Annotated in this window: 24 protein-coding genes and 1 pseudogene; 13 read left to right on the forward strand and 12 right to left on the reverse strand. The window is 65.3% G+C overall.

The window, feature by feature from the left end; translation table 11 throughout:
- Positions 1–52 precede the first annotated feature (52 nt).
- A complete protein-coding gene (locus AB0N05_RS13280; RefSeq protein WP_364692006.1) occupies positions 53–826 on the reverse strand; it encodes a TIGR03084 family metal-binding protein in 774 nt (257 codons plus the stop codon).
- Positions 827–966: 140 nt separating this feature from the next.
- Here AB0N05_RS13280 and AB0N05_RS13285 point away from each other — a divergent pair, with 140 nt between their 5' ends.
- Entirely contained in the window at positions 967–1,683 is a 717-nt protein-coding gene (locus tag AB0N05_RS13285) for a nucleotidyltransferase domain-containing protein (protein WP_364692009.1), read from the forward strand.
- A 2-nt stretch (positions 1,684–1,685) separates the two neighbouring features.
- Here AB0N05_RS13285 and AB0N05_RS13290 read toward each other — a convergent pair whose 3' ends face one another.
- The gene (locus AB0N05_RS13290) at positions 1,686–2,384 is read right to left on the reverse strand and encodes a hypothetical protein (RefSeq protein ID WP_364692012.1); all 699 of its coding nucleotides are present in this window, start codon (positions 2,382–2,384) and stop codon (positions 1,686–1,688) included.
- Positions 2,385–2,591: 207 nt separating this feature from the next.
- On the opposite strand from AB0N05_RS13290, the gene AB0N05_RS13295 reads away from it, so the two are divergent.
- Positions 2,592–3,290 carry a YafY family protein gene (locus AB0N05_RS13295; RefSeq protein ID WP_364692015.1) on the forward strand — a complete coding sequence of 233 codons (699 nt, stop codon included), beginning with the start codon at positions 2,592–2,594 and terminating at the stop codon, positions 3,288–3,290.
- Positions 3,291–3,372: 82 nt separating this feature from the next.
- Positions 3,373–3,750, forward strand: coding sequence for a VOC family protein (locus AB0N05_RS13300; RefSeq protein ID WP_364692018.1), 378 nt, complete (start codon positions 3,373–3,375; stop codon positions 3,748–3,750).
- Between the two features lie 74 nt (positions 3,751–3,824).
- On the opposite strand, the gene AB0N05_RS13305 is transcribed toward AB0N05_RS13300, so the two are convergent.
- The 3 genes from AB0N05_RS13305 to AB0N05_RS13315 all read right to left on the reverse strand — a co-directional run bounded on the left by AB0N05_RS13305 (position 3,825) and on the right by AB0N05_RS13315 (position 8,788).
- On the reverse strand, positions 3,825–4,907 hold the full coding sequence (locus AB0N05_RS13305; RefSeq protein WP_364692021.1) for a polyprenyl synthetase family protein: 1,083 nt from the start codon (positions 4,905–4,907) through the stop codon (positions 3,825–3,827).
- 55 nt (positions 4,908–4,962) lie between these two features.
- A complete protein-coding gene (locus AB0N05_RS13310; RefSeq protein WP_364692024.1) occupies positions 4,963–7,239 on the reverse strand; it encodes a germacradienol/geosmin synthase in 2,277 nt (758 codons plus the stop codon).
- A 142-nt stretch (positions 7,240–7,381) separates the two neighbouring features.
- Positions 7,382–8,788 carry a family 2B encapsulin nanocompartment shell protein gene (locus tag AB0N05_RS13315; RefSeq protein ID WP_364692027.1) on the reverse strand — a complete coding sequence of 469 codons (1,407 nt, stop codon included), beginning with the start codon at positions 8,786–8,788 and terminating at the stop codon, positions 7,382–7,384.
- Positions 8,789–9,901: 1,113 nt separating this feature from the next.
- Between AB0N05_RS13315 and AB0N05_RS13320 the strand changes: the two genes are divergently transcribed.
- From AB0N05_RS13320 to AB0N05_RS13335, 4 genes and pseudogenes are all read left to right on the forward strand, one after another.
- Positions 9,902–10,264 (forward strand): hypothetical protein, encoded by a 363-nt coding sequence (locus tag AB0N05_RS13320; RefSeq protein ID WP_364692030.1) that lies wholly within the window; start codon positions 9,902–9,904, stop codon positions 10,262–10,264.
- Positions 10,254–10,763 (forward strand): DUF6879 family protein, encoded by a 510-nt coding sequence (locus AB0N05_RS13325; RefSeq protein ID WP_364692033.1) that lies wholly within the window; start codon positions 10,254–10,256, stop codon positions 10,761–10,763. Before AB0N05_RS13320 ends, AB0N05_RS13325 begins: the two co-directional genes overlap by 11 nt.
- Positions 10,760–10,942: pseudogene (locus AB0N05_RS13330) on the forward strand (helix-turn-helix transcriptional regulator); the annotation flags it as partial. The gene AB0N05_RS13325 and the pseudogene AB0N05_RS13330, both read left to right, overlap by 4 nt.
- 21 nt (positions 10,943–10,963) lie before the next feature.
- Positions 10,964–11,659, forward strand: coding sequence for a DUF5753 domain-containing protein (locus AB0N05_RS13335; RefSeq protein WP_364692355.1), 696 nt, complete (start codon positions 10,964–10,966; stop codon positions 11,657–11,659).
- Between the two features lie 54 nt (positions 11,660–11,713).
- Here the strand turns inward: AB0N05_RS13335 and AB0N05_RS13340 are convergent, their stop codons facing one another.
- Both AB0N05_RS13340 and AB0N05_RS13345 read right to left on the reverse strand, forming a co-directional pair.
- Positions 11,714–12,646, reverse strand: a complete 933-nt coding sequence (locus tag AB0N05_RS13340; RefSeq protein ID WP_364692036.1) for an NADP-dependent oxidoreductase — start codon at positions 12,644–12,646, stop codon at positions 11,714–11,716.
- 254 nt (positions 12,647–12,900) lie between these two features.
- Complete coding sequence (locus AB0N05_RS13345; protein WP_364692040.1) at positions 12,901–14,064, reverse strand: MFS transporter; 1,164 nt, start codon at positions 14,062–14,064, stop codon at positions 12,901–12,903.
- A gap of 99 nt (positions 14,065–14,163) precedes the next feature.
- Between AB0N05_RS13345 and AB0N05_RS13350 the strand changes: the two genes are divergently transcribed.
- The gene (locus tag AB0N05_RS13350; protein ID WP_364692043.1) at positions 14,164–14,661 is read left to right on the forward strand and encodes an Lrp/AsnC family transcriptional regulator; all 498 of its coding nucleotides are present in this window, start codon (positions 14,164–14,166) and stop codon (positions 14,659–14,661) included.
- A 90-nt stretch (positions 14,662–14,751) separates the two neighbouring features.
- Here AB0N05_RS13350 and AB0N05_RS13355 read toward each other — a convergent pair whose 3' ends face one another.
- Both AB0N05_RS13355 and AB0N05_RS13360 read right to left on the reverse strand, forming a co-directional pair.
- Positions 14,752–15,039, reverse strand: a complete 288-nt coding sequence (locus AB0N05_RS13355; protein WP_364692046.1) for a DUF1905 domain-containing protein — start codon at positions 15,037–15,039, stop codon at positions 14,752–14,754.
- 26 nt (positions 15,040–15,065) lie between these two features.
- The gene (locus AB0N05_RS13360) at positions 15,066–15,440 is read right to left on the reverse strand and encodes a DUF1761 domain-containing protein (RefSeq protein ID WP_364692049.1); all 375 of its coding nucleotides are present in this window, start codon (positions 15,438–15,440) and stop codon (positions 15,066–15,068) included.
- A 79-nt stretch (positions 15,441–15,519) separates the two neighbouring features.
- Between AB0N05_RS13360 and AB0N05_RS13365 the strand changes: the two genes are divergently transcribed.
- Positions 15,520–16,185, forward strand: coding sequence for a TetR/AcrR family transcriptional regulator (locus AB0N05_RS13365; protein WP_364692052.1), 666 nt, complete (start codon positions 15,520–15,522; stop codon positions 16,183–16,185).
- A 95-nt stretch (positions 16,186–16,280) separates the two neighbouring features.
- On the opposite strand, the gene AB0N05_RS13370 is transcribed toward AB0N05_RS13365, so the two are convergent.
- The gene (locus AB0N05_RS13370) at positions 16,281–16,937 is read right to left on the reverse strand and encodes a TetR/AcrR family transcriptional regulator (RefSeq protein WP_364692055.1); all 657 of its coding nucleotides are present in this window, start codon (positions 16,935–16,937) and stop codon (positions 16,281–16,283) included.
- 103 nt (positions 16,938–17,040) lie between these two features.
- Between AB0N05_RS13370 and AB0N05_RS13375 the strand changes: the two genes are divergently transcribed.
- On the forward strand, positions 17,041–17,757 hold the full coding sequence (locus AB0N05_RS13375) for a hypothetical protein (protein ID WP_364692058.1): 717 nt from the start codon (positions 17,041–17,043) through the stop codon (positions 17,755–17,757).
- On the opposite strand, the gene AB0N05_RS13380 is transcribed toward AB0N05_RS13375, so the two are convergent.
- Positions 17,719–18,414 (reverse strand): dienelactone hydrolase family protein, encoded by a 696-nt coding sequence (locus AB0N05_RS13380; RefSeq protein WP_364692061.1) that lies wholly within the window; start codon positions 18,412–18,414, stop codon positions 17,719–17,721. The genes AB0N05_RS13375 and AB0N05_RS13380 overlap by 39 nt on opposite strands.
- A 282-nt stretch (positions 18,415–18,696) precedes the next feature.
- Between AB0N05_RS13380 and AB0N05_RS13385 the strand changes: the two genes are divergently transcribed.
- Positions 18,697–19,629 carry an EamA family transporter gene (locus tag AB0N05_RS13385; RefSeq protein ID WP_364692064.1) on the forward strand — a complete coding sequence of 311 codons (933 nt, stop codon included), beginning with the start codon at positions 18,697–18,699 and terminating at the stop codon, positions 19,627–19,629.
- On the opposite strand, the gene AB0N05_RS13390 is transcribed toward AB0N05_RS13385, so the two are convergent.
- Positions 19,626–20,903 carry a site-specific integrase gene (locus AB0N05_RS13390; protein ID WP_364692067.1) on the reverse strand — a complete coding sequence of 426 codons (1,278 nt, stop codon included), beginning with the start codon at positions 20,901–20,903 and terminating at the stop codon, positions 19,626–19,628. The two genes, AB0N05_RS13385 and AB0N05_RS13390, sit on opposite strands and share 4 nt — an antisense overlap.
- A 310-nt stretch (positions 20,904–21,213) precedes the next feature.
- On the opposite strand from AB0N05_RS13390, the gene AB0N05_RS13395 reads away from it, so the two are divergent.
- Both AB0N05_RS13395 and AB0N05_RS13400 read left to right on the forward strand, forming a co-directional pair.
- On the forward strand, positions 21,214–21,849 hold the full coding sequence (locus AB0N05_RS13395; RefSeq protein ID WP_364692070.1) for a hypothetical protein: 636 nt from the start codon (positions 21,214–21,216) through the stop codon (positions 21,847–21,849).
- Positions 21,850–21,946: 97 nt separating this feature from the next.
- Positions 21,947–22,330: a DUF5313 family protein gene (locus tag AB0N05_RS13400; protein ID WP_364692073.1), complete on the forward strand. Its 384-nt coding sequence runs from the start codon at positions 21,947–21,949 to the stop codon at positions 22,328–22,330.
- Positions 22,331–22,334: the final 4 nt, after the last annotated feature.

The following is a 22,334-nucleotide window of genomic DNA, read 5'->3' on the forward strand; positions in this document are numbered from 1 at the left end:
CACGAGACCGCCGAGACCCATTGACGTCTACGAAGGGGTAGCTGCCTCCAGCTCAGAGGAAGACGCGGGCGATTTCGAGCCACTTCCGGGCGTCCGCACCGGTGGCCTGCAAGGCAGTGTCGGATAGCGGTCTGCGTTGGGTGACTCGGAGGCAGAAGTCCAGAGCGGGGCCTTGGACTTGTTGCTCGGCATCCTCTGGCCCCCACACCCAGGTTTGACCCTCGGGCCCGGTCAGTTCGACGCGGAAAGGCACTGTGGGAATGGGCAATTGGGCTGCGTAGAACGACAGGGGTATCCCGGCGACTCCCAGTGAGGCCACATGCCGGAGCCTGGTCGTCGGGGGGTGTGGGACGCCGAGGGTGTCGTAGATGTCCTGGCCGTGAGCCCATGTCTCCATCAATCGGAGTGCAACCGTCAGGGTTGCGGTCACGTCTGAGCCGAACCATGGAAACGGTCGGTCCAGTGGGATGTCACGCAAGGCCGCGGCCAGTTCGGTTCGACCCTCGCGCCATTGTTCGAGCAGGACCGAGCGGGGTTTGGCGGCGCCGGCGTCGGCTTCGAGATCAGCGGAGTGCGGACCTGCGGCTTCCCGCTGCTTCAGGACCGTGTCGAATGCCTCGGGGGTGCGGATTGCTATGAGCGCATTTGCATCAGCTGCGGCGAGATGAGCGATTTGGTGAGCGATGGTCCATCCCTGCGCCGGTGTGGGCTGGGTCCAGTCGGCTTCCGCGGAGACGAGAGCGTCGAGCTCTTCTCCTTCCGCCACCAAGTCGGGCAGAGCGAGGTCGCGCTCCACAGCGGATATGTCGAGGCTGTAATCCAACATCCTGTATCACCTTCACCCGGGTGGTCGGACATGATCACCCACCAACATAGGCGCGGAACGATGCGGGTGGTGGCGGGATATTCGGTGTTGCTTTTGGTGTGGGCGACGGATACTCGGGGGGATTCGGAGGAGGTTTCGCGATGGTTGGGCAGGGTGATCTGCTGTTGGAGGGGGTTGTCGGCTCCCATGCGTATGGGCTGAATACGGCGCACAGCGATGTGGATTACCTCGGGGTCTATGTGGAGCCGACGAGGACGTTTCTGGGGCTGCATCCGCCGACTCGCGATCGGGGGACCCGGCAGGGGCGCGACGGCGCGGATGCCACCTACCACGAGGTCGGTAAGGCGATCGGCTTGATCCTGTCGTGCAATCCGACGGCTTCGGAGATCCTGTGGCTCGATGAGTACATCGTCGCTACCGATTTCGGAAAAGAGCTGGTGGGGCTGCGGTCCTGCTTCCTGTCGGCGTCACGAGTCCGGCACTCCTACTTCGGATATGCGATGGCGCAATTCCGGCGCATGCTGCATCGACGGGAAACCCAGGGTCTGCAGGACCCGCGCCTGGCCAAGCACGCCCGCCACACCATGCGACTGCTCTGGCAGGGCTATGAGCTCTACTCGACCGGTGTGCTGCCGATCCGATTGCCCGACCCCGAACCGTTTTTCGAGTTCGGCCGCCAGATGATGGAGGAATCAGGCGAGGCCGCCGCCAAGGCGCTGATCGCGGAGTACGAGGAGAAGTTCGACACCGCCACCACGGCGCTGCCGAAGCACCCGGACGAGGCCCCGCTGGAGGATTTCCTGCAACGCCTGCGCCGCGCGCACCTGGACGACTGGAAAGCGCCGCCCCGGAAATGATTTCAGCCTGATCCGCTGCCGAAACGGTGTCGCAGATCGCGACTCGCGAACACCGCACTCACGCCGGTCTCCCGTTCGAGTTCCGTCCGCACCGCGGCGATCTCATCGAATGCTCGACGCCGCTCGATCTCCCGCTGCTCGCGCCGTCGTTCGAATTCGCGGTGCTGACGGGTCAACGCGTTGGTCAGAGCGCGGATTTCGGTTGCCCGCGTGATGACGTACTCGGCCTCGGCCGGACCCGACGGGGTCCGGCCGTCGAGCAGCGTGCAGCATTCGAGAACCATGAGGTGGCCGACACCGGCGGCCTCCCCGGGCAACTTCACCCCTTCCAGGGTTGTGGTGTAGACGAGGTCGTCATACGCGTCGGCAAGCTGCACGAGTTCCGGGGATGCCAGGTCAAGGGCGTCGTGCGTGGCGATGAAATGCTGCCAGCGCCTGGCTTGCCGACGGGCCCGCCAGCGCGGTGTCAGCGTCCAGCACGGCCCATAGAACGTCAGCACGCATCCGACCGCACCGATCACCCCGAGCGGTATGTTCTGCATCGCGATACCCGCCCCCGCGGTAGCGATGCCGCCGATGAGCGGCCCCTTGCTCTGCGGCCGACAGGCATCCGGATCGGCAGCGGCATAGGGCATTTCGACCCGCTCCAGCCTCATCCCGGAGTGGTCCGGCAGCACTGCGACGTGCATACGACCCTGCACTACTCCAGGTTAACCCCGCCATGCGCACATCGGCTGAATTCTGTCGCGCCGCTTATCCGCTCTCAGAGGCTCCCGAGCGGTGGGGCGATGATCTCCTCGAGCACGGCGCGGGTCTGTTCGCGCAGCCAGCGCTGTTCGGTGCGCCGCAATCGGTGTACGAGCCTGATTTGGGGTCGGGATGTCGGTGGTGGGGGATACCGTGGGCGCGTGAATCGTACGGATCGGTTGTATGCGATTGTCGAGGAATTGCGCGCTGTGTCGCCGCGGTTGCGGACTGCTCGGCAGTTGGCCGACCGGTATGAGGTCAGCGTGCGAACCATCGAGCGAGATATCGGGGCGTTGCAGCAGGCCGGGGTGCCCATCTATGCCGATGTCGGTCGCCGGGGCGGGTATGCGCTGGAGAAGACGATGTCTTTGCCGCCGTTGAATTTCACCCCGGCGGAGGCGGTGGCCATCGCGATCGCGTTGGAGCGCAGTCAGGGCGCGCCGTTCGATCGGGCCGGGCGCAGCGCGCTGGCGAAGATCCTGGCGGTGATGCCGGAGCGCAATGCCAGTGGGGCCAGGGAGCTGGCGGCGCGGGTACAGGTGATGGAGAGCCCGGATGTGGAACCGGCGCAGGAGATTCCGGCGGTGATCGGGCATGCCATCGAGGTCGGGCGAACGCTGTGGATGACCTATAAGGACGCCGTGGGGGAGTACACCGAGCGCGAGGTGGAGCCGTCGATGCTGATGGTGGGTGCGGGCGGGTGGTATTTGATCGGTTGGTGCAAGCTGCGCCGTGATTCACGGGTCTTCCGGCTCGATCGCATCGGGGATGTGTCGATCACCGATATGCCGGTGCTGGAACGACAGGCGCGGGAGATCAGCATTCCGCAGGATTGTTCGATGCGGGCCGTATCGCTCTGAAAACACCGACAGGGGGTTGTCGCCGGGCCGCGCGAAAGTAGTGGAGCACCACGACGACATCCACTTTTCGGGAGGCAGACAGATGAGTACAGCATTCAACACCGTGACTTGGTTCCAGGTCGGAAGCACCGATCCGGAGCAGGCGAAGTCGTTCTACGGCAACCTGTTCGGGTGGAGCTTCGCCGCTGATCCGACCGAGGACGGCAACTACGACGTGATCACCTACGCCGGTGGCGAGGCGCCGGTCGGAGGCATCGCGCGCACCGCGGACGCCGCGGACAACCATGCGGTCTTCTATGTGCAGGTGGCCGATGTGGCCGCGACTGTCGCCGAGGCGGAGCGCTTGGGCGCGAAGATCTCGGTACCGGTGACGCCGAACCCGAAGACCGGTCTGGTCCTCGCGCACCTGCTGGACACCTCGGGTAACCGCTTCGCCGTCTTCTCCGTGCCGGAGGCCTGAGCCGAAACGCTCGATACCGCAGGTGGATTCGCCCGGCCCCGGTCTATACCGGGCCGGGCGAGGCATCGTGCGGCTCACCGATCCCGGTGCGAGACGATCCGTGCCAGCGCCACCAGATCCTCGGCCGCGGCGAGATCCGGCAGTTCGGCGATCGCGGCGTCGATCCGCTGATCGGCGTGATACTGGGTGGTCTCCCGTCCGCCCGCCGCCTCGATGAGATGAGTGGCCCGCGCGATATCGGCCGGGGACATCGGCATGTCCGACTGATACAGCGCGGTCAGCTCCCGCGCGGCGGGCGTCCCCGATCTCAGTGCGGCGACAACCGGAAGCGACTTCTTGCGGCGCTTCAAGTCGCTGACCGGTTTTCCGGTGACCTTCGGATCACCCCAGATGCCGATCAGATCATCGGTGTACTGAAACGCCAGCCCCAACTCCCGGCCGAATCGGTCCAGGGCGGACACCTCCGCCTTCGACGCTCCCGCGCACAGTGCACCGAGCGCGCAGGCCGCACCCATCAACGCCCCGGTCTTGCCCATCGCCATCCGCTCGTAGTCGAGCACGCCGGTGACGTGGCGGCCATCGAAGGAACAATCCTCCTGCTGCCCCCGGCACATCTCGATGACCGAGGACTCCATCCGATCGACCGCGGCACCCACCGCCGCCGAAGGCACATGCGCCACCAGCACTCTCACCGCCAGCGCATGCAGCGCGTCGCCGAGCAGCACGGCATCGGCCATGCCCCACACCGCCCACACGGCGGGTATGCCGCGGCGTGTCAGATCGCCATCGATGACGTCATCGTGGATGAGCGCGAAATTATGCACCAGTTCGATGGCGGCCGCGGCGGGGGCGACCAGGGCCGGACCGGTGTCGAACAGCGCCGCGGTGCAGAACGCCAGCGCTGGGCGCAAGGCCTTCCCCGAACCGGCCCGCGACGGCGAACCATCGGGATTCCACCAGCCGAAATGGTATCCGGCCATGCGGCGCAAGGGATCCGGCAGCGAGTCCACCGATTCCCGCAGGATCGGCCCGCACATATCCCGAGCCTGCGCCAGGATCTCCACGGCGCGATCCACGCCGGTATCGAGTCGATCGGGAACCGCGGTCGTGGGCCCGAAAGGTAATGCGGGTCCGTCTAGTTCGGGCTCAGTGGTCATGAGGATGCCCCCTTCATTGCGATGATGGTTGGAGCGGTGCTGACCGTCTGGTGGTTCAGGTGGTGGCCCGCTGGGAGCGGGACAGTTCGCTCAATCGTGCTGCGCTGGTGCCCAATCCGGTCGGGCGCAGGAATGACATCCGGTCGGGGATGGCTTCTTCGAGCTGCCGTGCCGACTCGGGGCGATAGCGTTCGATGAGCTGCGCTTCCTGGTATCGCCCGCAGTTGATGTGCCAGTGGAGAATTCCGGCCATCCAGTCCTGCAATTCGCAGGCCCGCCGGTCCAGGATCTCGCGTGCCGTTTCGTCGAGGCCGTATTCCTCATAGAGTGTGGGCAGCTCCTGCGCGACCACGCGCTCGAACTGCTGCATGCGCTGGGTCATCAAGTCATTGACCATGGTGACGGCCCGGTCCCGGTCGCAGTCGAAGAAGTTCTGCATCACGCGCACCGCATTGTGGAAGTCACCCTCGAACTGTGTCTCCTTCTGATAGGAGAACAGGTCGTTGAGCATGACCGCGTAGTCGGCGGCGGTGTTCTCCAAATTCGCGAGGGTCTGCGTGCGATACACCTGCGGCGGAACCAGATTGCCGTGCGAGAGCCGAGAGAGCGCCTTGGTCATATCCGAACCGAAGGTGTCGCGGCGCATCTCGACATAGTCGACCGGATCGGGGATCCGGTGCAGGTTGTGGTTGACCATCTCCCACAGGCACGCCTCGATGAATCGCTCGACGGCAGTGCGGAATTCGCGGCGCTGCCCGTCGTCCATCAGCGTGGTCGTGCGTGCCCACAGGTCGGCCAGCCCCCGCTCGATGGGATTGACGGGTGCCTCGGTCTCTTCGGAGTCGAGCGGCATGAATTCCGACAGTCTGCGGCCTTGCAGCTTCGCGGCGGCGAAGTTCTTGCTGGGGAAGAAGACTGCCGGGAAGTAGTCATCCACATAGGTGCCCCAGGTCAGCCATTCGGTCGACAGATCCAGTTCGGGCTCGGTGGCGTCCGGGTCCAGTCCCGCCGCACACAGGGCGAAGTCGAACTCGCGCAGATCATGTTCGCTCCACAGGCCTGTATCCAGCACTCCGGCAACGGGATCCAGCATTTCCATCTGGCGCGCCCACTCGATTCCGTTCTCGCGTGAGGCATCCAGCCACGGATTCAATTGGAGTGTGAAGGGCATATAGATCTCGGGCAGCGGAGTGGGGCCGACCTCCTCGTAGGGGGCGTGCACGAAGGTCTTGACCCGGATCGCTCCCACGGCGGCGGGGGAGAGCGGTATCCGAAACGCCGAGGTGCCCAGACCGGTCGGTTCCAACACCGCGGCGAGTGGACGAGCGGCATTCGCCCCGCCATTGTTCATGTACCGGCTCGACCGCATATGCCATTCGTGCCCACCTGACTGCCAATCCTGCAACCCCTTGGCATAGGCCGTCACCGCCGCCTGCTCTGCCGGTCCCGCCCCGAATTCGGCGAACAGCAGCGGCAATTCGGTCAGCGCGGTGGTCTCGAACTGCTGCAACCTCGAGGTCAGCACATTGTTGACATGGTCCGCCGCGGTCTGGGTGTCGCAGCCCAGGAAGCGTTCGAGCACCAGAATCCCATTGGCGTTCTCGCCCTCCTCCCGGACCTCCCGCTCATAGGAGAAGATGTCATTGCGCAGGTGCACGGCGTCGGAGAAGGTATCGCGCAGCACTCGCAGCGGCCGGGTCTCGGCGAGCGGCGCGGGCACCTCCGCGTTCGCGGCATGCTCGACCAGATTGGCCGACCAGGGCGCACCGCCCACCTTGCGCCGCATCTCGATGTACTCGATCGGATTGGCGACCCGATCCTCGGTGATATTGGCCAGCTCCCACCGCGATTCCTCCAGCAGCGCCTGCGTGGCGGTCGCGAACCGCCGCCGCCACTCGGTGGACATGGCGGGCACCGTGCGCGGCCACAGATCGGCCAGCCCGCGTTCGACCGGATTGGTCGGCTCCGGCATGTCGAGGCCCTCGATCGGCATGAAATCGCGCAGCCGCTCCAGGTATTCGCGTGCTCCGATGGTGTCCCCGGTGCGCTTGTAGAGCTCGAGGAAGTGATCGTCGAAGTAGAAGACCCAGACGTACCAGTCGGTAATCAGATTGAGTTCCGGCCCATCGCATTCCGGGTGCGTGTAGGCGCACAGCAGCCCGTAATCATGCCGGTCCAGATCCCGCAGGTCCCAGATGTGGTGTCCCTGTTGGGGTTCGAACAGGCCCATCTCGGCGGCCCACTCCCGGGCATGCGCGCGAGCCTCGTCCACGTGCGGATTCAGCCTCGCCGGATAGGGCATATAGAAGTCGGGCAGTTCGAACGGCTGCATGGCGATTCCTAAGTCCTGGGCACAGCACTGACGGGCGGGGAGCGGGCCCTCCGAGGCGCCGTCGGCCATAGGCGACGCCTCGCACACTCCAACTCACATTCGTTGCCGATCCGCCGATCGGCGTTGCGCGGATGTTGCCGCCTCAGTCCGATTGCCGGGCAACCTGCACATTGTCGAGAATGCCGAGCGCGTCCGGAACCAGCACTGCCGCCGAGTAATAGCAGCTGACCAGGTACGAGATGATCGATTGATCGTCGATGCCCTTGAACCGGACATTGAGGCCCGGCTCGTATTCATCCGGTATGCCGGTGGCGTGCAGGCCGATCACGCCCTGGTTCTTCTCGCCGGTCCGCAGGGCGAGCACGGACGTGATGCCGGCCGGGCTGATCGGAATCTTGCTGCACGGGAAGATCGGCACGCCCCGCCAGGCGGGCACCCCATTGCCGTCGATATCGGCGTGCGCCGGATATAGCCCGCGCGCATTGCATTGGCGACCGAAGGCGGCAATTGCCTTGGGATGAGCCAGGAACAGCGCGGTGCTGCGGCGCATGGCGAGTAGATCGTCGAAGTCGTCCGGGGTGGGCGGGCCGGAATAGGTGTCGATGCGGTACTTGTGGTCGGCATTGTGCAGTAGGCCGAACTCGGGATTGTTGACCAGGTCGTGTTCCTGGCGTTCACGCAATGCCGAGATGGTCAGGCGCAGCTGCTGTTCGAGCTGGTTCATCGGTTCGTTGAACAGGTCCGCGACGCGGGTGTGGATCCGCAGCACGCTCTGCGCCAGGCTCAGCTCGTATTCGCGCGGCTCCAGCTCGTAGTCGACGAAGGTACCCGGCAGTTGCGGCTCCCCGGCGTGGCCGGATTGCACATCGATGCTGGCCTCGCCGTATTTGTTCTGCGGCTGCTGGGGCGCGGCGGCGTGCCGATCGAAATGGTCGCGCAGTTCCGGAGTGTGATCGAGCACCTGGTGCAGGGCGGCACGCGGCAGCACCAGCGCGGTCGTGGCGGTGAGCGTCTTGACGGTGACCGGCCAGATCGCGGTGGACTCGGTGAGCGAGTCATCCCCGAAATAATCTCCGCCGGACAGTATTCCGACGATCTGCTGATCCCCGTACTCCCCGGCCCCGATCTTGTTCAACTTCCCGTGCACGATCAGGAACACCTGATCCATCGGATTCCCGAACTCGGCCAGCACCTCACCCGGCTCGAACTCCCGGTGCTCGAACTGTTCGGCCAGCCCTTGCAACACGACCTCATCCTCGAAGTCCCGCAGGGCAGGCAACTCCCGCAACTCCTGCGGAATCACCCGTACCTTCCCATTATCGGAAACGAACTCCACCTCCCCATTCCCCAGCGTGTAGGTCAACCGCCGGTTCACCCGATACACACCCCCATGCACATCCACCCAGGGCAACATCCGCGTCAACCACCGCGAAGTGATTCCCTGCATCTGCGGCTCAGACTTGGTGGTGGACGCCAGATTCCGGGCGGCCGCGGTACTCAAACTCTGCTGAGCCCGGCTCTCGATCTCAGCGGGCGTTTCGATCGACATGCGTCCTACCTCTTCCCACAAGGTGCGCACGTTCCCACTCGCGGCCCGCCGCCGTGAATCAGGTTCTGCCGGGCAGCGAAAGAGCCTGTGCGGCAATGCATTCTGGCGGAATCAACGGTACGTCCCAATCCGCCCACCCCGTAGCGGAATCGCCGAATACCAACCAACCCCACATACCGTGTGCCGTTGCCGCACTGGACATTTCAGACGCATAGGTCTGTTACGAAGCATCCCCGAAGTACGTCCCGAGCCGCTCCGCCAACGCCCCCAAACCCACCTCATCGATCCGCGGCCCCTCCGCCCAAGAATCGACATCGAACCAGTGCGTAGCAGCCGGAGTGCCGTGCGGCCGCCCGAAAACATGCTGATGAAAATGCCCGACACTACGCCCGGTCACCGCCGAGAACACGAACTCCGGCCCAAGCTCACTCCGCACCGCAAGCGCCGCCCGCCGCACAGCCCACCCCACCGCCGCAGCCTCGCCATCAGTCAAATCAGCCAAAGTCCCCGCATGCCGCCTGGTCTCGACAAACAGATACCCCGGCCGGGGCGAACCCTCGGTCAGCGGCCGATGACTGACCACCACAAGGTCGTCACTGAACAGCACCGGCCCAACCAGCCGACCGACGCCACGATGTTTATCGCAGATAAGGCACACACTGCAATCCTGCACATCGGGTCGATATCAAGCCATACTTCGAATCTGCGTTATTCCTGAGCTTCGAGCATCCTTGTTGTTGCCGTGAAGCATTCGGGCTCATCGGGTGCCCCGCTCGTCAGGTAGTCGGCCGCTGCCCGCTTCCGTGGACATGGAGGCGTACACGTCTTATGGATGGCCAAGATTCCCTCCGCCCGCTTGCGGCTAATCGGGTAGACGTAGCCCTTCTCGCAGTCATCATGAACCCAGGTGCTTTTGCCGCCCTTCGGTGACATCTCCCGCCCCTCTCGTCGTAGGTGGGCTACTCGGGAAGGCAACTGGACCGGTCCCGAATCTCCATCCACGACGCTACAAACCGAGCCACGGACTCGAACAGGGCTATGCGTCAGAATGCTCGAGTTGGTTGATTCCTGCTTGAAGGCTTCTGCTGCGAGGGATGATTGGAAGGTGTAAGCATGAGCACGCATATCACCGATTGGAGCTCGACCATGCGGTTGTGTTTCCTCGGCAAAGGCGGAACCACCGGCGGAGGCTGTCCGAGCTTGTACGCCACCGACAGGGAAACCTACGTCGTCCAGGGATGGCGGACGAACACTCCTGAACAGGTCGAAATCCCACACCTGCTCACAGGATTCGCGCTGCCGGACACCTATATCGGCGCCGGGATGATCGACACCGGGCGAGGCACATTCACCCTGACCGGTGCGCCGGTCACCGATCTCGACACGCTCGCGCAGATGGACATCTATCCCGACGAGACCTGTGTGGAAGTGCCGAAGCTTGAAAGGACGTTCTACGGTGCTACTCGTGCAGGGTGATGACTTCCTGCACCTCTTTCGGGAGGCGAAGCGGGAAGCATTCCATCTCGAGGTGCAAGACACATACGAGACGCCTGAAGAGTCCGAACCGTTCCGGAAGTTCATCGAGAACGAACCGGACGATTACGGGTGGTTTCGGCCTTGGCTCGACCACGTCCGAGACACCACGGCACGGGGAGTGTCCGTGAACCGGGCACGGGTGGTCACCGTGCCACACAGCGACTACACCCGGTTCGCAAAGTCCGCCGCTCGCTTCAATGTCGAAGCAGGGGAGGACGTTCGATACCTGTCCCGCTATCTCATCGACCCCGACGAGCTGACCGCCGATGACTGGTGGCTTTTCGATGACGAGGTTCTCGGGTTCACCGTGTTCGAACCTTCCGGGCAGTGGGCAGGTGCTGCCGTCACCACGGACCGCCGGATGGTCGAGTACGCCCAGAAGGTGAAGAGTCGGGTCTGGTCCTTGGCCGTCCCGCTGTCGGAGTACAGCGATCGGTGACCGATTCTGTTCACCAGGCTAAAGAAGCTCTCGGGCAAAGACTCCGAGAGCTTCGCCTTGATGCCGGCCTGACCGGAACCGATCTGGCGAGGCGGGCTGGGTGGCACCAAACCAAAGTCCCGAAGATCGAGTACGGAAAGCAGACACCCACCGACGCCGACATACGCGCCTGGTGCGCCATCACGGACGCTGAGTCGCAGATGCCGGACCTCATCGCGTCGGTCCGCAATATCGAAGCCGCCTACATGGAGTGGCGGCGGATCCTCGGCACCGGCACCAAACGACGGCAACAAGCTTCGGTCAAATTGGAGGCCGACACGGAGTCGATGCGGTGGTTCGAGCCGTTCCTGATACCGGGACTGCTCCAAACCGCGGAGTATGCCGAAGAGATCTTGCGGAATGTCATCGAGTTCTATCGCACCTCCAATGACTTGGACGAGGGCGTCTCGAAAAGGATGGAGCGGCAACAGATTCTGTACCGGCGTAATCATCGATTCCACTTCGTCATCGCCGAGCAGGCCCTGAACACGACGGTCGGCGATGATCACGTGATGATCGGGCAGCTCGACCGTCTGCTAGCCGTGGCGACCATGGCCCGAGTCACGCTCGGTATCGTGCCCGCCAAAGCCCTTTACCGCGTGCCGATCTCGAACTTCATCATGTTCGATAACCGTCTCGTCATGGTCGAGACCGTGACAGCGGAGATGGCCATCACCCAGCCACGTGAGATCGTGCTCTACGGCCGCACATTCGACACCCTGGCCAATCAATCGGTTACGGGTGAGGCGGCACGGGCGTTGATTCGCAACGCACTGGAATTGCGGGCCGAACACCAGGTGATTTCACCGGATCGGGGATCGGAGGAGCAGGGTGGCGGGGATGGAGAGTACTGCTAGGGAGATGGCTGCGAGGAGGGTGTAGCAAGGCATTCAGCTCGGCGCAGGTCACTGTCAGAGCGTGACGACGATCTTGCCTCGGCCGTGGCGACTGACCTGAAGGGTCACCGCCTCGCGGATTTTCTCGATGGGATACGTGGCAGCGATCGGAACCTCGAGCGTCCCCTTCGCTATCAACGCGGCGACGTGTTCGAGCGTGCCCGGAACGGCGTGAAAACCCGCGACCGTCGTGATACCGGGGAGCTGTCCCGCGATCATCGAGATGCGCGCCGGCGGAACGCCGAGTTCGAGCGCGACGTTGGCAGTCTCGGTCCCGAACAAATCCGTGGCGGCCGTGATACCGGTCGGGGCGAGCGCTCGTACCCGCGCGTCCAAGCCCTCCCCGTACTGCACGGGCTCGGCACCGAGAGTCCGCAGATAGTCGAACGACCCCTCCGATGCGGTCCCGATGACCCTTGCCCCGGCGATGCGTGCGAGCTGGACGGCGAACACGCCGACACCGCCGGCCGCACCGCCAACCAAGATCGTGTCATCAGCTCCGGGCTCGATGACGGCGAGTGCGGCCGAAGCCGTGCGCGCAGCGACATCGAGTGTGGCGGCGGTGATGTCGTCGACGCCGTCCGGCGTGTGATGGACCTCGTCGGGAACGACGACCGCGTAGTCGGCCACCGCCCGGGAAAGCGCCCCACCGAACACTCGATCGCCGACCGCGAATCCATCGACGCCGTCACCGACTTCGTCGATAACTCCCGCGAAGTCATGGCCGAACACGGAAGGCAACGTCATCGCGAGCCCCGGGTGCGATGCGCGGGCCTCTCTCAGGCGCCGACCCGAGTCGTCATCGGCGATGAACATCCAGTCCATCGCGTTCAAGCCGGCGGCCGAAACACGCACGCGCAGTTGCCCTGGACCCGCGTGAGGGTCCGGTAGTTGGCGAACCTCGAGGACCTCGGGACCACCGAATTTCTCGTTGACCGCAGCTCTCATGCTGGGGAGCCTATGTCCTCGATGCCTTGACTCAATGGAAGACCGTCTGCCGCGGATGTCGACCTGGGAGGGTGCGCGGCCTCAGGAGCTCCTCGCGAAGGAAGGTCATGCCGCCCCACCGCGCACGCGGGGCGGCCAGGCCGTTGTCGGTATGGCATAGCCCACCACGGCGGCCAGGGGGTCGCAGCTGTGTAGATCTGCTGGGGATTCGGTAATGAATTTCGGGGTGGCCGACATGCCATCAATAGCCGATTTCATCGGATCGGGGATCGGATGAGCAGGGTGGCGGGGATGGCGAGTACTGCTAGGGAGATGGCTGCGAGGAGGGTGTAGCCGCCGGTGGCGAAGCCTGCTGTGGAGGCCAGGGTGGCTAGGGCTGAGCCGCCCCAGACTCGGGATTCGACGGTGCCTTGGACTCGCATTTGTTCGGTTTCGGGGAGGTTGCCTGCGAGGAGGTTGCTTGCGCCTATGTAGGCGAGGTTCCAGCCGTAGCCGAGTAGGAACAGGACTATTGCGAGTAGGGCGCCGCCGGTGGTGCCTGCCGCGATGGCCGCTATCGACGAGATGGCAAGCAGGGCAATGCCGATGGTGATGACGGGGCGGCCGCCGAAGCGGTCGCACAGGAGCCCGGATAGGGGTACGAGGGCGAACATACCGAAGGTGTGGGCGGAGACCATGGTGCCGACCGTGTGCAGGCCGTGGCCGTGCTGGTGGATGGCGAGCGGGGCTGCGGTCATGATCGTGGTCATGACTATCTGGGCGGCCAGCATTGTGGTCAGGGCCAGGCGCATCGGAGGGAGTTGGGGCGGGGCATCCGTGGGGGTGAGGTACGTGCCTCGGTGGAGGGTGGTTGCGGCGAGGGTTGCGACGGCCATGGCTAGCGCGCCGAGGAGGAATACTCCGGTGGGTGCGGGCCGGTTCACGGCGGTCGACGCGGCCGACAGTGGGGCCAGTAGGAGTGGACCGCCCACGGCCCCAACGGTTCCCGCCCACACCACGACCGACAGCAGTGCGCCCGGTCGCCCGGGGCGCAGGTCGGCGGCCGCGTAGCGGGACAGCTGCGCGGCCGCATTGCCCACTCCGAGCAACACCATGCCCGCGATCAACAGCCACACCGTCGCTGAGGAAAGGACCGCGAGCAGGCCACCGAGCGTGCCGATCGCATACCCGGTCACCAGACCGGCCCGGCGACCCCGGCGTGCCATGACCGCGGTCAAAACCGCTGCCCCGATGGCGGTTCCGAGCACCGCGGCCGCGCTCGGCAGGCCGGACCATGCGGGGCTCAGGGCCTCCGCGGCGACCAGTGTGCCCATCGTGCTGGCAGTCACCATGGCCAGGCTCATCGATGCGGCACCCAGGAACAGCGCCACCAGCCAGCGGCGCTTGAGCACCGGTTCGATCGTCTCGATTGCGGTCATGGGAAAACGCTAGAAGTGGGGGGAGTGGCAAAGAATAAGATAATCAAGGAGATTCGGCCGCTTCGGCTGCCGATCGCAATGCGTTCAGGAGGAATCGGCTTGCAGGCGAACAAACCCCTGGACGACACGGACTGGAACATCCTCGCCGAGCTGCAATCCGACGGCCGATTGTCCTACAACGAGCTGGCCCGCCGCGTCCACCTGTCCGCACCCGCGGTGGCCGACCGCGTGCGCCGCCTGGAGGAGTCGGGCGTGATCACCGGCTACGAAGCTCGCGTCGACCCCCGCCGCACCGGACTGCCCTTCCTGGCTTTCATCCAATTGCGCTGCGCCCTGGGCAGATGCCTGCTGAAAACCAGTACCGCCGAGAACTACCCGGAGGTCGTAGAGGTGCACAAACTGAGCGGCAGCCACTGCACTCTGCTCAAGGTCCGCGCCGCCACCCTGCTCCATTTCGAGGGCCTGGCCGAGCGAATCGGCGAACACGGCACCATCGAAACCCATATCGTCCTGTCCACCCAGTTCGAGGCCCGCTCGATCGTTCCGGTGGATGTCGATCGCCCGGTGAGCAACCCGAGCGGCTGGCCCCAGCGCTGAACGACATGCACTCGATGCAACCGTGCAACGGATGATTGTTCGGGTCGGCCAATGAGCACACCGCCGCCACAATCGGTTGCTGCGTCGAGGTCAGTTCAGTCGTTCGGTGAGGTGCACTTCGACTGTGTCGCCGTCGGTCTTGCCGATGCGGGTGCGGATGACGGCGTTGACCGGCAGCTTGTGCGTGCCGTCGCCGAGTGCCATGAAGGCGCCGCGGAACGGGACGCCGTCGACCGTTCCGGCAACCTTCACGAGACCGCGGGTGCCGAAGATGTCCGCGGAGTTCGGCAGCTGCACGCACGTCCAGGTGTCGCCGGGGCGCGCCTTGCCGAGCACGGCGGTGAAGGTGATGTCGACAGGTCCGGCCTTGCTGGTCATGATGATTGGTCCTTTCATCGTGGGAATCAGGCGAGACCGACGACCGCGCCGATGATTACGAGCTTCGCTATCCAGTCGATGCTGTGCACGGCGGCGAGCGGGATCGGCGTCGACTCGTGGACGACGGCTCCGGACAGGATCGTGACGGGCAGTACGCCGAGCGCGAGGCCCAGAAGTGCCCCGCTACCGGCGCCGTGCCATCCGGCGGCGGCCATGAGACCCGCGACGAGGCACGCCGCGACGAGACTGCGCAGCACCACCGAAGCCATCATCACCGGCAATGGCAGATCCGGGCGGGGTGTGCTCGCGCGCTGCATCAGTCGCGCGACCGGCGGGAGTGCGTAGAGCACGGCGCTGAAGATGAACGTGATGACTGTGGCGATGAGAATGCCGAGGATCATGAGGTCTCCATTTGGTACTGACTCGTACTAATTTAAGCTGGAATCGTATTATAGTCCCGATTAGTACTAAAGTGGCGGTATGAGCGATGCACGTCCCCGGCGCGGTCGGCCCCCCGGTTGCAGTGGCAGCGATTTGCTCGCTGTCGCGCGGAATGTGTTCCTGGAGCACGGCTACGCGGGCACGTCGATGGACGAGGTCGCGGCCCGAGCCCGAATCTCGAAGGCGTCGCTCTACCGCGAGCATCCCTCCAAGGACGCGCTGTTCGCGGCCGTCGTACGCGACTGGACCGCGGCCGGGCGTGACGCGATGCGCCCGCACTTGCAGCGTTTGGTGGACGGCACCGACGTCCGCGGAGACCTGACCGTGCTCGCCGAGGTGATGCGGGCTGGCATCCTCAGCAAGGACGTACTCGGTATGCGGCGCTTGATCACCAGCGAGTCGACGCGCTTCCCGGATGTCGCCGCCGAATACCTCGAACAGAGCTGGCACCGCAATATCGCGGGGCTCGGTGAAGCGCTCACGGCCCTCCAAGCGCAAGGACGACTCGACGCGCCAGACCCGATGCTGGCCGCCGACCAGTTCACCTGGCTCGTCATCGGCTCGCCCCTCAACCGCATGCTTCTCACCACGACAGACGACCCAGCGATACAAGACAGCCCCGTCGCGGCCGCGGTCGACCTGTTCCTAGCCGGATATCAACCGAACAATCCGAGGGCAATCAGCGATACCGCACCACGGACATAGGCTGGCCGTGTCTCCGAACTGACCTTGCCCGGGCCGGACTTCAACTCCGCCAACGGATTCCGGCCGCCCGCCAACGGTGCGGCACCGACCGCGCTTCAGCTGCCCGCCGATCCGATCGACGTCGACGGCGCGCCGATCAGTGCCTCGATGCCCCCGCAGAGCAGTTGCACGCTCCGAGTGAACTTCTCCTCGTTGTCGTAGGCGGTGGCCGCGGCCACGGTCATCGGGAACTGCTCGTGAATGTCGACGGCGTCCTGAGCGGTGACCGGGACGGCGGGCGTATCGCTCTGTTCCTGCAACACGAATCCGGTCACATGGCTCAGCAGTGTGTCCGCGGCGATACCGCGATGCTCCACGGGCACACCGGCATTCGCGAGCGTGGCCAGTAGTCGTTCCATCAGCGCGAGTGCCCCTGTGCTGCCGACCTTCGGGCTGTCCGCGAACAATGCCGCACCGCCGGGATGTCGACGGATGCTCTGTCGCAATGCGGCGGCCTGAGCGTGCAATTCGGCCTTCCAATCCGCCTTTTCGGGCAACGCGGCCAGGGCGGCACTACCTGCGTCGTAGGCCTGCTGGGCCAGTCGGTCCGCCATCAGTTGGAGCAGGGCGCTACGGCTCGGCACGTGGTAGTAGAGGCTCCCGGCGTGCGCGTCGAGTCGTTGCGCCACCTGCCGCATGGATAACCCGTGGTACCCGGATTCGGCGAATACGGCCATGCTCGCGTCGATGATGCGGTCGGTGGTCAGCTTCACCGGTTCAGCCTAACAGTTTTCGAACACTGTTTGAAAATAGTCCCGATCGGCGCTAATGTCGCAGTCAGCAAAAGGTCGGAGCGGATGAAAGGGGGTAGTGCCGATGGATGCGCTGCTGTTCAATGTGACTACGGCGGGTCTGATGGTCTTGATGTTCAAGGCCGGAACGACCCTGAACGGCCCGGACCCGCTCAGGACGCACCGTGTGCCGCTGGTAGCGGCCGGGCTGACCGCGATCGCACTCCTCGCGGTACTCACCCAACTCTGCTGGCCGGGCGCGATGGACACCTTCGACAGTGATCCGAGCAAGTCCGGCTGGTGGCGAGTCGTCACCTCGGTCTTCATGCAGAACGGCGGATTCCTCGGGGCGGCATGGAATATCGCCACCCTCGCCGTCATTGCCGCACTGGCCGAATGGTTCTGGGGCAGCTACCTGACGGCGGCATTCTTCGCCGCGGGCATCCTGCTCCCACAGCACATCGACGCACTATTCGGCCTGTCCGATCGTTCCACCGTCGATCCCCGCAATTTCGCCGGAAGTTCCGGAGCCACATACTTTCTCGGCGCGACACTGGCCGCGGGGCTTCTGCTGTGGCGGACCCCAGGCCTGGCCACCGAACCGAAGGCGCGCATGCTGGCTCTCGCCGTGCCCGCCCTCGGTTTGACCATGTGGCTGACTCAATCCAACGGCCACGGTTTGGTGGCCGTCTACGGCTTCACCCTCGCCTGCGCCGTCGCCCTGTGGCGGCGGACCCGGCCACCGAGCACGCGGCGCGAAGCGTCAGCTGGTGGACAGCGCCCGCTCGAGGAGCGGCAATAGCCGCGCCCAGTGTTGCTGCATCGCAGCGGGATTGAACTCCGCGGTGTCGGACATGGTGAAGCCGTGGATGGTGCCCGGGTAGATCTCGGACGTGTAGTCGACACCCGCGGCATCCAGAGCCTGATTGAGCTCGCCGAGCGCCGTGGCCGTCAGGTCCGATTCGGCGTGACCGAAGTGAACCTGGGCGCTGAGCTTGGCGAAACTATCGGGCCCATCGGCACTCACGGGGGCGTGAAATGCCGCGACGGCGGCCACCTGACCGGGATGGGCCGCAGCGGTCCGCACGGCCAAGAGTCCACCAATGCAGTAGCCGGTCACCGCGACCGGTCCGGCCGCGACTTCGGGCTGAGCGGTGAGGAACTCGAGGTAGGCGTCAGCGTCACGCAGTGCACGTTCGGCGGTGTGCGCCTGGAGCAATGGCATCACCTGGGCGAAGATCTCCGACCGATCCTCCCCTCCAATGAACTCGGGAAGTTCGACCACCGGTGCCGGACCATGCCGGTAGAAAAAGTTGGGCACAAGCACGTAGTACCCGTGCCCGGCCAATTCGAGGGCCATCTCCCGCAGCACAGCCCGAATCCCGAACCCGTCCATGTACATCAGCACCCCGGGGTGCCGCTCGCCATCATCGGGAAAAGCGGCGAACCCGTCAGCCACCCCATCGATGGTAGGAATCTGCAAAGTCTTGATAGGCATGAACTCTCCAGTCGTAGTTGATCTCTGAAATCTCTGATCACTACGACACAGGCGGCCCCCGCGCGGCGCTCAGAAGAGCACCGGGTCACCAATCCGTGTGTGGCCCAAGGCCGTCCCGGTAGACATCGCCGACCAGAATAGCGCACGGACTCCACCCGCGGGTGGCGGCCGGACTACCTTCGGCATCGCTCAGATCGGAAACTCAGGTGTCAGAGCGGGGATGGCCGAGGCACACTGCCGTGTGTGGCTGTCTTCGAGAACGCCGTGCGGGCGTCGAGTCAGGCCCGGGCGACCGGCCTGAGTGTGATCTCGTGGGTGCTGTTCGCGAGTTCCGGTTCGCTGGCCGCGGCGGTGATGGTGGCGGGCTGGTCCCCGGCCGCGGTGACCTCGGTGCGGATCGTGCTGGCCGCGGTACTGCTACTGCCGATCGTTGCGACGCTGCGGCCGCGGGCCCTTCGCTTCGGCCGCGCCGACCTGTGGCTGCTGTTCGGCTATGGCCTGCTCGGCGTCGCCGGGGTGCAACTGCTGTTCTTCGTGGCTGTGGCCAGAGTTCCGGTCGGAGTAGCCATAGTGCTGGTCAACATCGCGCCCGTGCTGGTCGCGTTATGGGTGCGGTTGGTGCGGGGCACCCGGCTGCCCGGCCTGGCGTGGGTTGGCATCGGGATGGCTCTCTGCGGATTGGCTTTGATCACGCAGATCTGGCAGAGCGCCGGACTGGACCGCCTCGGCGTCGCCGCCGGGCTAGGTGCGGCGATCTGCTCGGCAGGATTCTTCCTGCTCGGCGAACACGGTGCGGGCAAGCACGATTCGCTGGGCCTGACCGCAGTCGGGCTGGCGATCGGCGCGGTGTTGGTAGCGGTGGTCGTCCCGCCGTGGACGTTGTCCGCGAGCCTGCTCACGAATGCCGCGGTACTCGGCGGGCTACGAGCCCCGGTGTGGCTGGTCCTACTGGTACTGGCCGTGTTCGGCACTGTACTGCCATACCTGGCGGGCCTGCTGGCGCTGCGCGATCTGCCCGCAGTCCTGGCCAGCGTCCTGGCCCTGGTCGAACCGCTGGTCGCCGCCGTCCTGGCGTGGCTGCTGCTCGGCCAAGCGATCGGACCGATGCAACTGGCCGGTGCGGCAATCCTGCTTATAGGTGCGGTGCTGGTCCAACTCGCTCCGCAATGCCTTTAGAGGCCGAGCTTGGTTACCGCGTTGTCTTCCAAGGGGTTTGCGGTGCGGATGTAGCCGTGGACGGTGCGGGGGTTGGACCAGCGGCCTTGGCGCATGATTTCGCGGTCGCTGGCTCCGCCTAGGGCGGCTTGGGTGGCGAAGCCCGCTCGGAGGGAGTGGCCGGAGAAGAGGTCGGGGTCCAGGCCTGCTCGGGCGGCGTAGCGCTTGACGAGTTCGGCTACGGCTCGGCCGGACATGGCGGAGTCGGCGAGGCCGCCGTGGCGGGAGATGGTGGGGAAGAGGGGGAGATCGTGTTGGGAGAGCGCCGTGCCGGTGAAGCCGTGGCATCGGTGGATGCCCGGATCTGTCGAGGAGTTGGCCGACAGCCAGGTGCGGAGGTCGGTGCCGGGGGTGGAGTGGGCCTCGCGCAGGCGAATCCAGTCGGCGAAGGCGCAGACGGGGCAGGTGTGGGGGCGTTGGCCCCGGGGGAGGACCACGCGTTGTTCGGCGATGCCGGTGGGGTCGGTTTTGGTGGTGGGGAGTTGGATCAGCAGGAGGGGTTCTCCGCTGGCGTGGTCAGTGTCGACGCGGACGTCGGCGATGCGCAGGCCCGCTATTTCGCTGCGGCGCAAGGCTCCCGCGAAGCCAACGAGCAGCAGTAGGGTGTCGCGGCGGCGGGCGGGTTCGGTCGGCCAGCCGGGGGCCGGAAGCTCGCCGAGGAGCTGATCGAGGGTGTGCAACAGCACGGGGCGCTTGCGTTTCGGCAGAGTGCGACGGGTACGGCGAATGCCGCGCAGGGTGAGTCGTACGACGTCGGAGCGGGTAGGTGAGGGCAGCCCGTTCGCCGCGTGCACGGCGGCAATGGCGGCGGCCTTACGTTCGAGGGTCGCGGCACTGAACGCCCACTGCTGCCCATTATCCTTGTCGCGCAACGCATCCGCCGCGGCGGCCAGATACACTGCCACATCGAGCGGATCGGCGGGCAGCGACTGCCTACCCTCGGCCGCGCACCACGCCGACCAGGCGATCCAGTCACTTCGATAGGCCCGCACCGTATTCGGCGACTGCGACGCCTCCAGGTACCGATGCAGCGCCGCGGCCTGATCGCTATCGAACCTTTCCCGGACCAGCCGCAGCGCCGCGGCGTCGACCAGCACGCTCCGCACCCCGCGCCGCAGCTCCGTACGCACTGTTTCGGGCAGCGCCACAGCGGTTGACGCAGGTATCGGCCGCCGCGCATCGCCGTCGATCGGGTCGTCGAGGATGTCCGCGTCGGTGGCGGGCCGGTCTGACATGCCCTGAAGTTCATCACGGCCGGGCCGGGTTGTCACAGTCCCACATCGCCACGCCGTGTCGGTGAAACGCTCGGGGGGACTGGGACGGACGTACCGAGTAGTGCTGCGCGACAAGAACGAGTAGCGGTCCACTCGTGGTTTGGGCACTTGAGGGTGTCACGCTTCGGGGTAGGTGCTGGAGAGAAAGGAGCCTCCCATGTACGGGATTCGTACCCACACATCGCAGTCGTGCGTCATGGCGAGCGCGACCGGCACTGCCACCACGGTGGTGTTCAGTCTAGCGGACGACCATTACCTGTCCCATCGACCGATGTCCTTGCCACCCCGCAATTTCCAGATCCTGCTCGATGCCGAGCTGGACGAGAAGTCGCGCCACGCGCTGGCCGCCGACCGCAGCACGGGCCGCGACGACGGGCACACCCTCGCCGTCGAGGACTGCCCGATCACCGACCTCGATCCGAGCCGGTCCCAACCCCGGACCACACTGCACGGGACTCTGTTCCGAGGCCATCCCGGGCGCGGCGGCGTGCCGATCGCCTGCGAGGTATCGGTGACGGTCCGTGAAGTCGTCTACTACGCCGAGATCATCCCTGAGGGCCAGGATGTCGCCGAGCACTTCACCCACGTGTGCTTCGGCCGCTCGGGCAAGCTGTACCTGGCGCATCGCATGGCGCGCCGCCCCAGCTTCGACCAAATCGTGGCGGTCCGGCTGCTCCCCGGCAGTGTGACCGACATGCTGGGCGTCCCGCTGCCGGACGAGGTCGCCCGATTCGGCTTCGACCAAGCCCAGCAGGTGATCGTCGGCCAGCGCGGATTCGCCGGGCGGCGCCTACGGGTGGGGGAGATCGCGGTGGCAGCCTTCCAGGCGACCGCATCGGTCGACAATGCCCGCTGCTTCCTGGCCGAGCTCGAGGTGGAACGCCAGCTGCACCTGGAGGCGGACTGACCAGGCCATATCGGCCTTTGAATCCATAGGTTGGATCTATGCATCGGCAGAAACGGTCCCACTACTGGTCTGGTGGGACCGGGACGATGCTCGAGGTATGACATCGAATCAACAGCGGCGGCCCACTCCGATCCAATGGCTCGGCTACGCCTTCGGGCGGCGCCTACCCAATTCGATGATCGACTGGGTCCGCAATGACCTCACCGGAAAACACGCCTTCGCACGGCATCTCGTGCGCGGCAGCGTGCCATTCCTGCCGCTCTATGCGGCATTCATGTTCTTTCCGGGTGCCCTTTGGATTCGCGTCGCCATGGTGGCGTTGGCCTCGATCCTCGGCACCTTCTACTGCGCGGCCTATATGGCTCCGAACCGCGAGCACCGGCTGATTCAGCACGGCCTGCCCTGGAATCTGGAGGGCCCCGAGCGCATTCGCCAGCATGAGCTGGACCGGATCCGCTACCTCGCCAACTACCCGCACTGACACG

This window comes from Nocardia sp. NPDC051030 (genome assembly GCF_040683015.1).
GTDB lineage: Bacteria > Actinomycetota > Actinomycetes > Mycobacteriales > Mycobacteriaceae > Nocardia.

Bases quoted from the DNA above. Each gene is read 5' to 3' on its own strand.
- AB0N05_RS13345 (WP_364692040.1), bottom strand. From the start codon at position 14,064: ATGACCGCAATCGAGACGATCGAACCGGTGCTCAAGCGCCGCTGGCTG.
- AB0N05_RS13320 (WP_364692030.1), top strand. From the start codon at position 9,902: ATGAGCACGCATATCACCGATTGGAGCTCGACCATGCGGTTGTGTTTC.
- AB0N05_RS13300 (WP_364692018.1), top strand. From the start codon at position 3,373: ATGAGTACAGCATTCAACACCGTGACTTGGTTCCAGGTCGGAAGCACC.
- AB0N05_RS13335 (WP_364692355.1), top strand. From the start codon at position 10,964: ATGCCGGACCTCATCGCGTCGGTCCGCAATATCGAAGCCGCCTACATG.
- AB0N05_RS13365 (WP_364692052.1), top strand. From the start codon at position 15,520: ATGAGCGATGCACGTCCCCGGCGCGGTCGGCCCCCCGGTTGCAGTGGC.
- AB0N05_RS13315 (WP_364692027.1), bottom strand. From the start codon at position 8,788: ATGTCGATCGAAACGCCCGCTGAGATCGAGAGCCGGGCTCAGCAGAGT.
- AB0N05_RS13400 (WP_364692073.1), top strand. From the start codon at position 21,947: ATGACATCGAATCAACAGCGGCGGCCCACTCCGATCCAATGGCTCGGC.
- AB0N05_RS13340 (WP_364692036.1), bottom strand. From the start codon at position 12,646: ATGAGAGCTGCGGTCAACGAGAAATTCGGTGGTCCCGAGGTCCTCGAG.
- AB0N05_RS13360 (WP_364692049.1), bottom strand. From the start codon at position 15,440: ATGATCCTCGGCATTCTCATCGCCACAGTCATCACGTTCATCTTCAGC.
- AB0N05_RS13375 (WP_364692058.1), top strand. From the start codon at position 17,041: ATGGATGCGCTGCTGTTCAATGTGACTACGGCGGGTCTGATGGTCTTG.
- AB0N05_RS13305 (WP_364692021.1), bottom strand. From the start codon at position 4,907: ATGACCACTGAGCCCGAACTAGACGGACCCGCATTACCTTTCGGGCCC.
- AB0N05_RS13280 (WP_364692006.1), bottom strand. From the start codon at position 826: ATGTTGGATTACAGCCTCGACATATCCGCTGTGGAGCGCGACCTCGCT.
- AB0N05_RS13395 (WP_364692070.1), top strand. From the start codon at position 21,214: ATGTCCTTGCCACCCCGCAATTTCCAGATCCTGCTCGATGCCGAGCTG.
- AB0N05_RS13355 (WP_364692046.1), bottom strand. From the start codon at position 15,039: ATGACCAGCAAGGCCGGACCTGTCGACATCACCTTCACCGCCGTGCTC.
- AB0N05_RS13310 (WP_364692024.1), bottom strand. From the start codon at position 7,239: ATGCAGCCGTTCGAACTGCCCGACTTCTATATGCCCTATCCGGCGAGG.
- AB0N05_RS13285 (WP_364692009.1), top strand. From the start codon at position 967: ATGGTTGGGCAGGGTGATCTGCTGTTGGAGGGGGTTGTCGGCTCCCAT.
- AB0N05_RS13390 (WP_364692067.1), bottom strand. From the start codon at position 20,903: ATGTCAGACCGGCCCGCCACCGACGCGGACATCCTCGACGACCCGATC.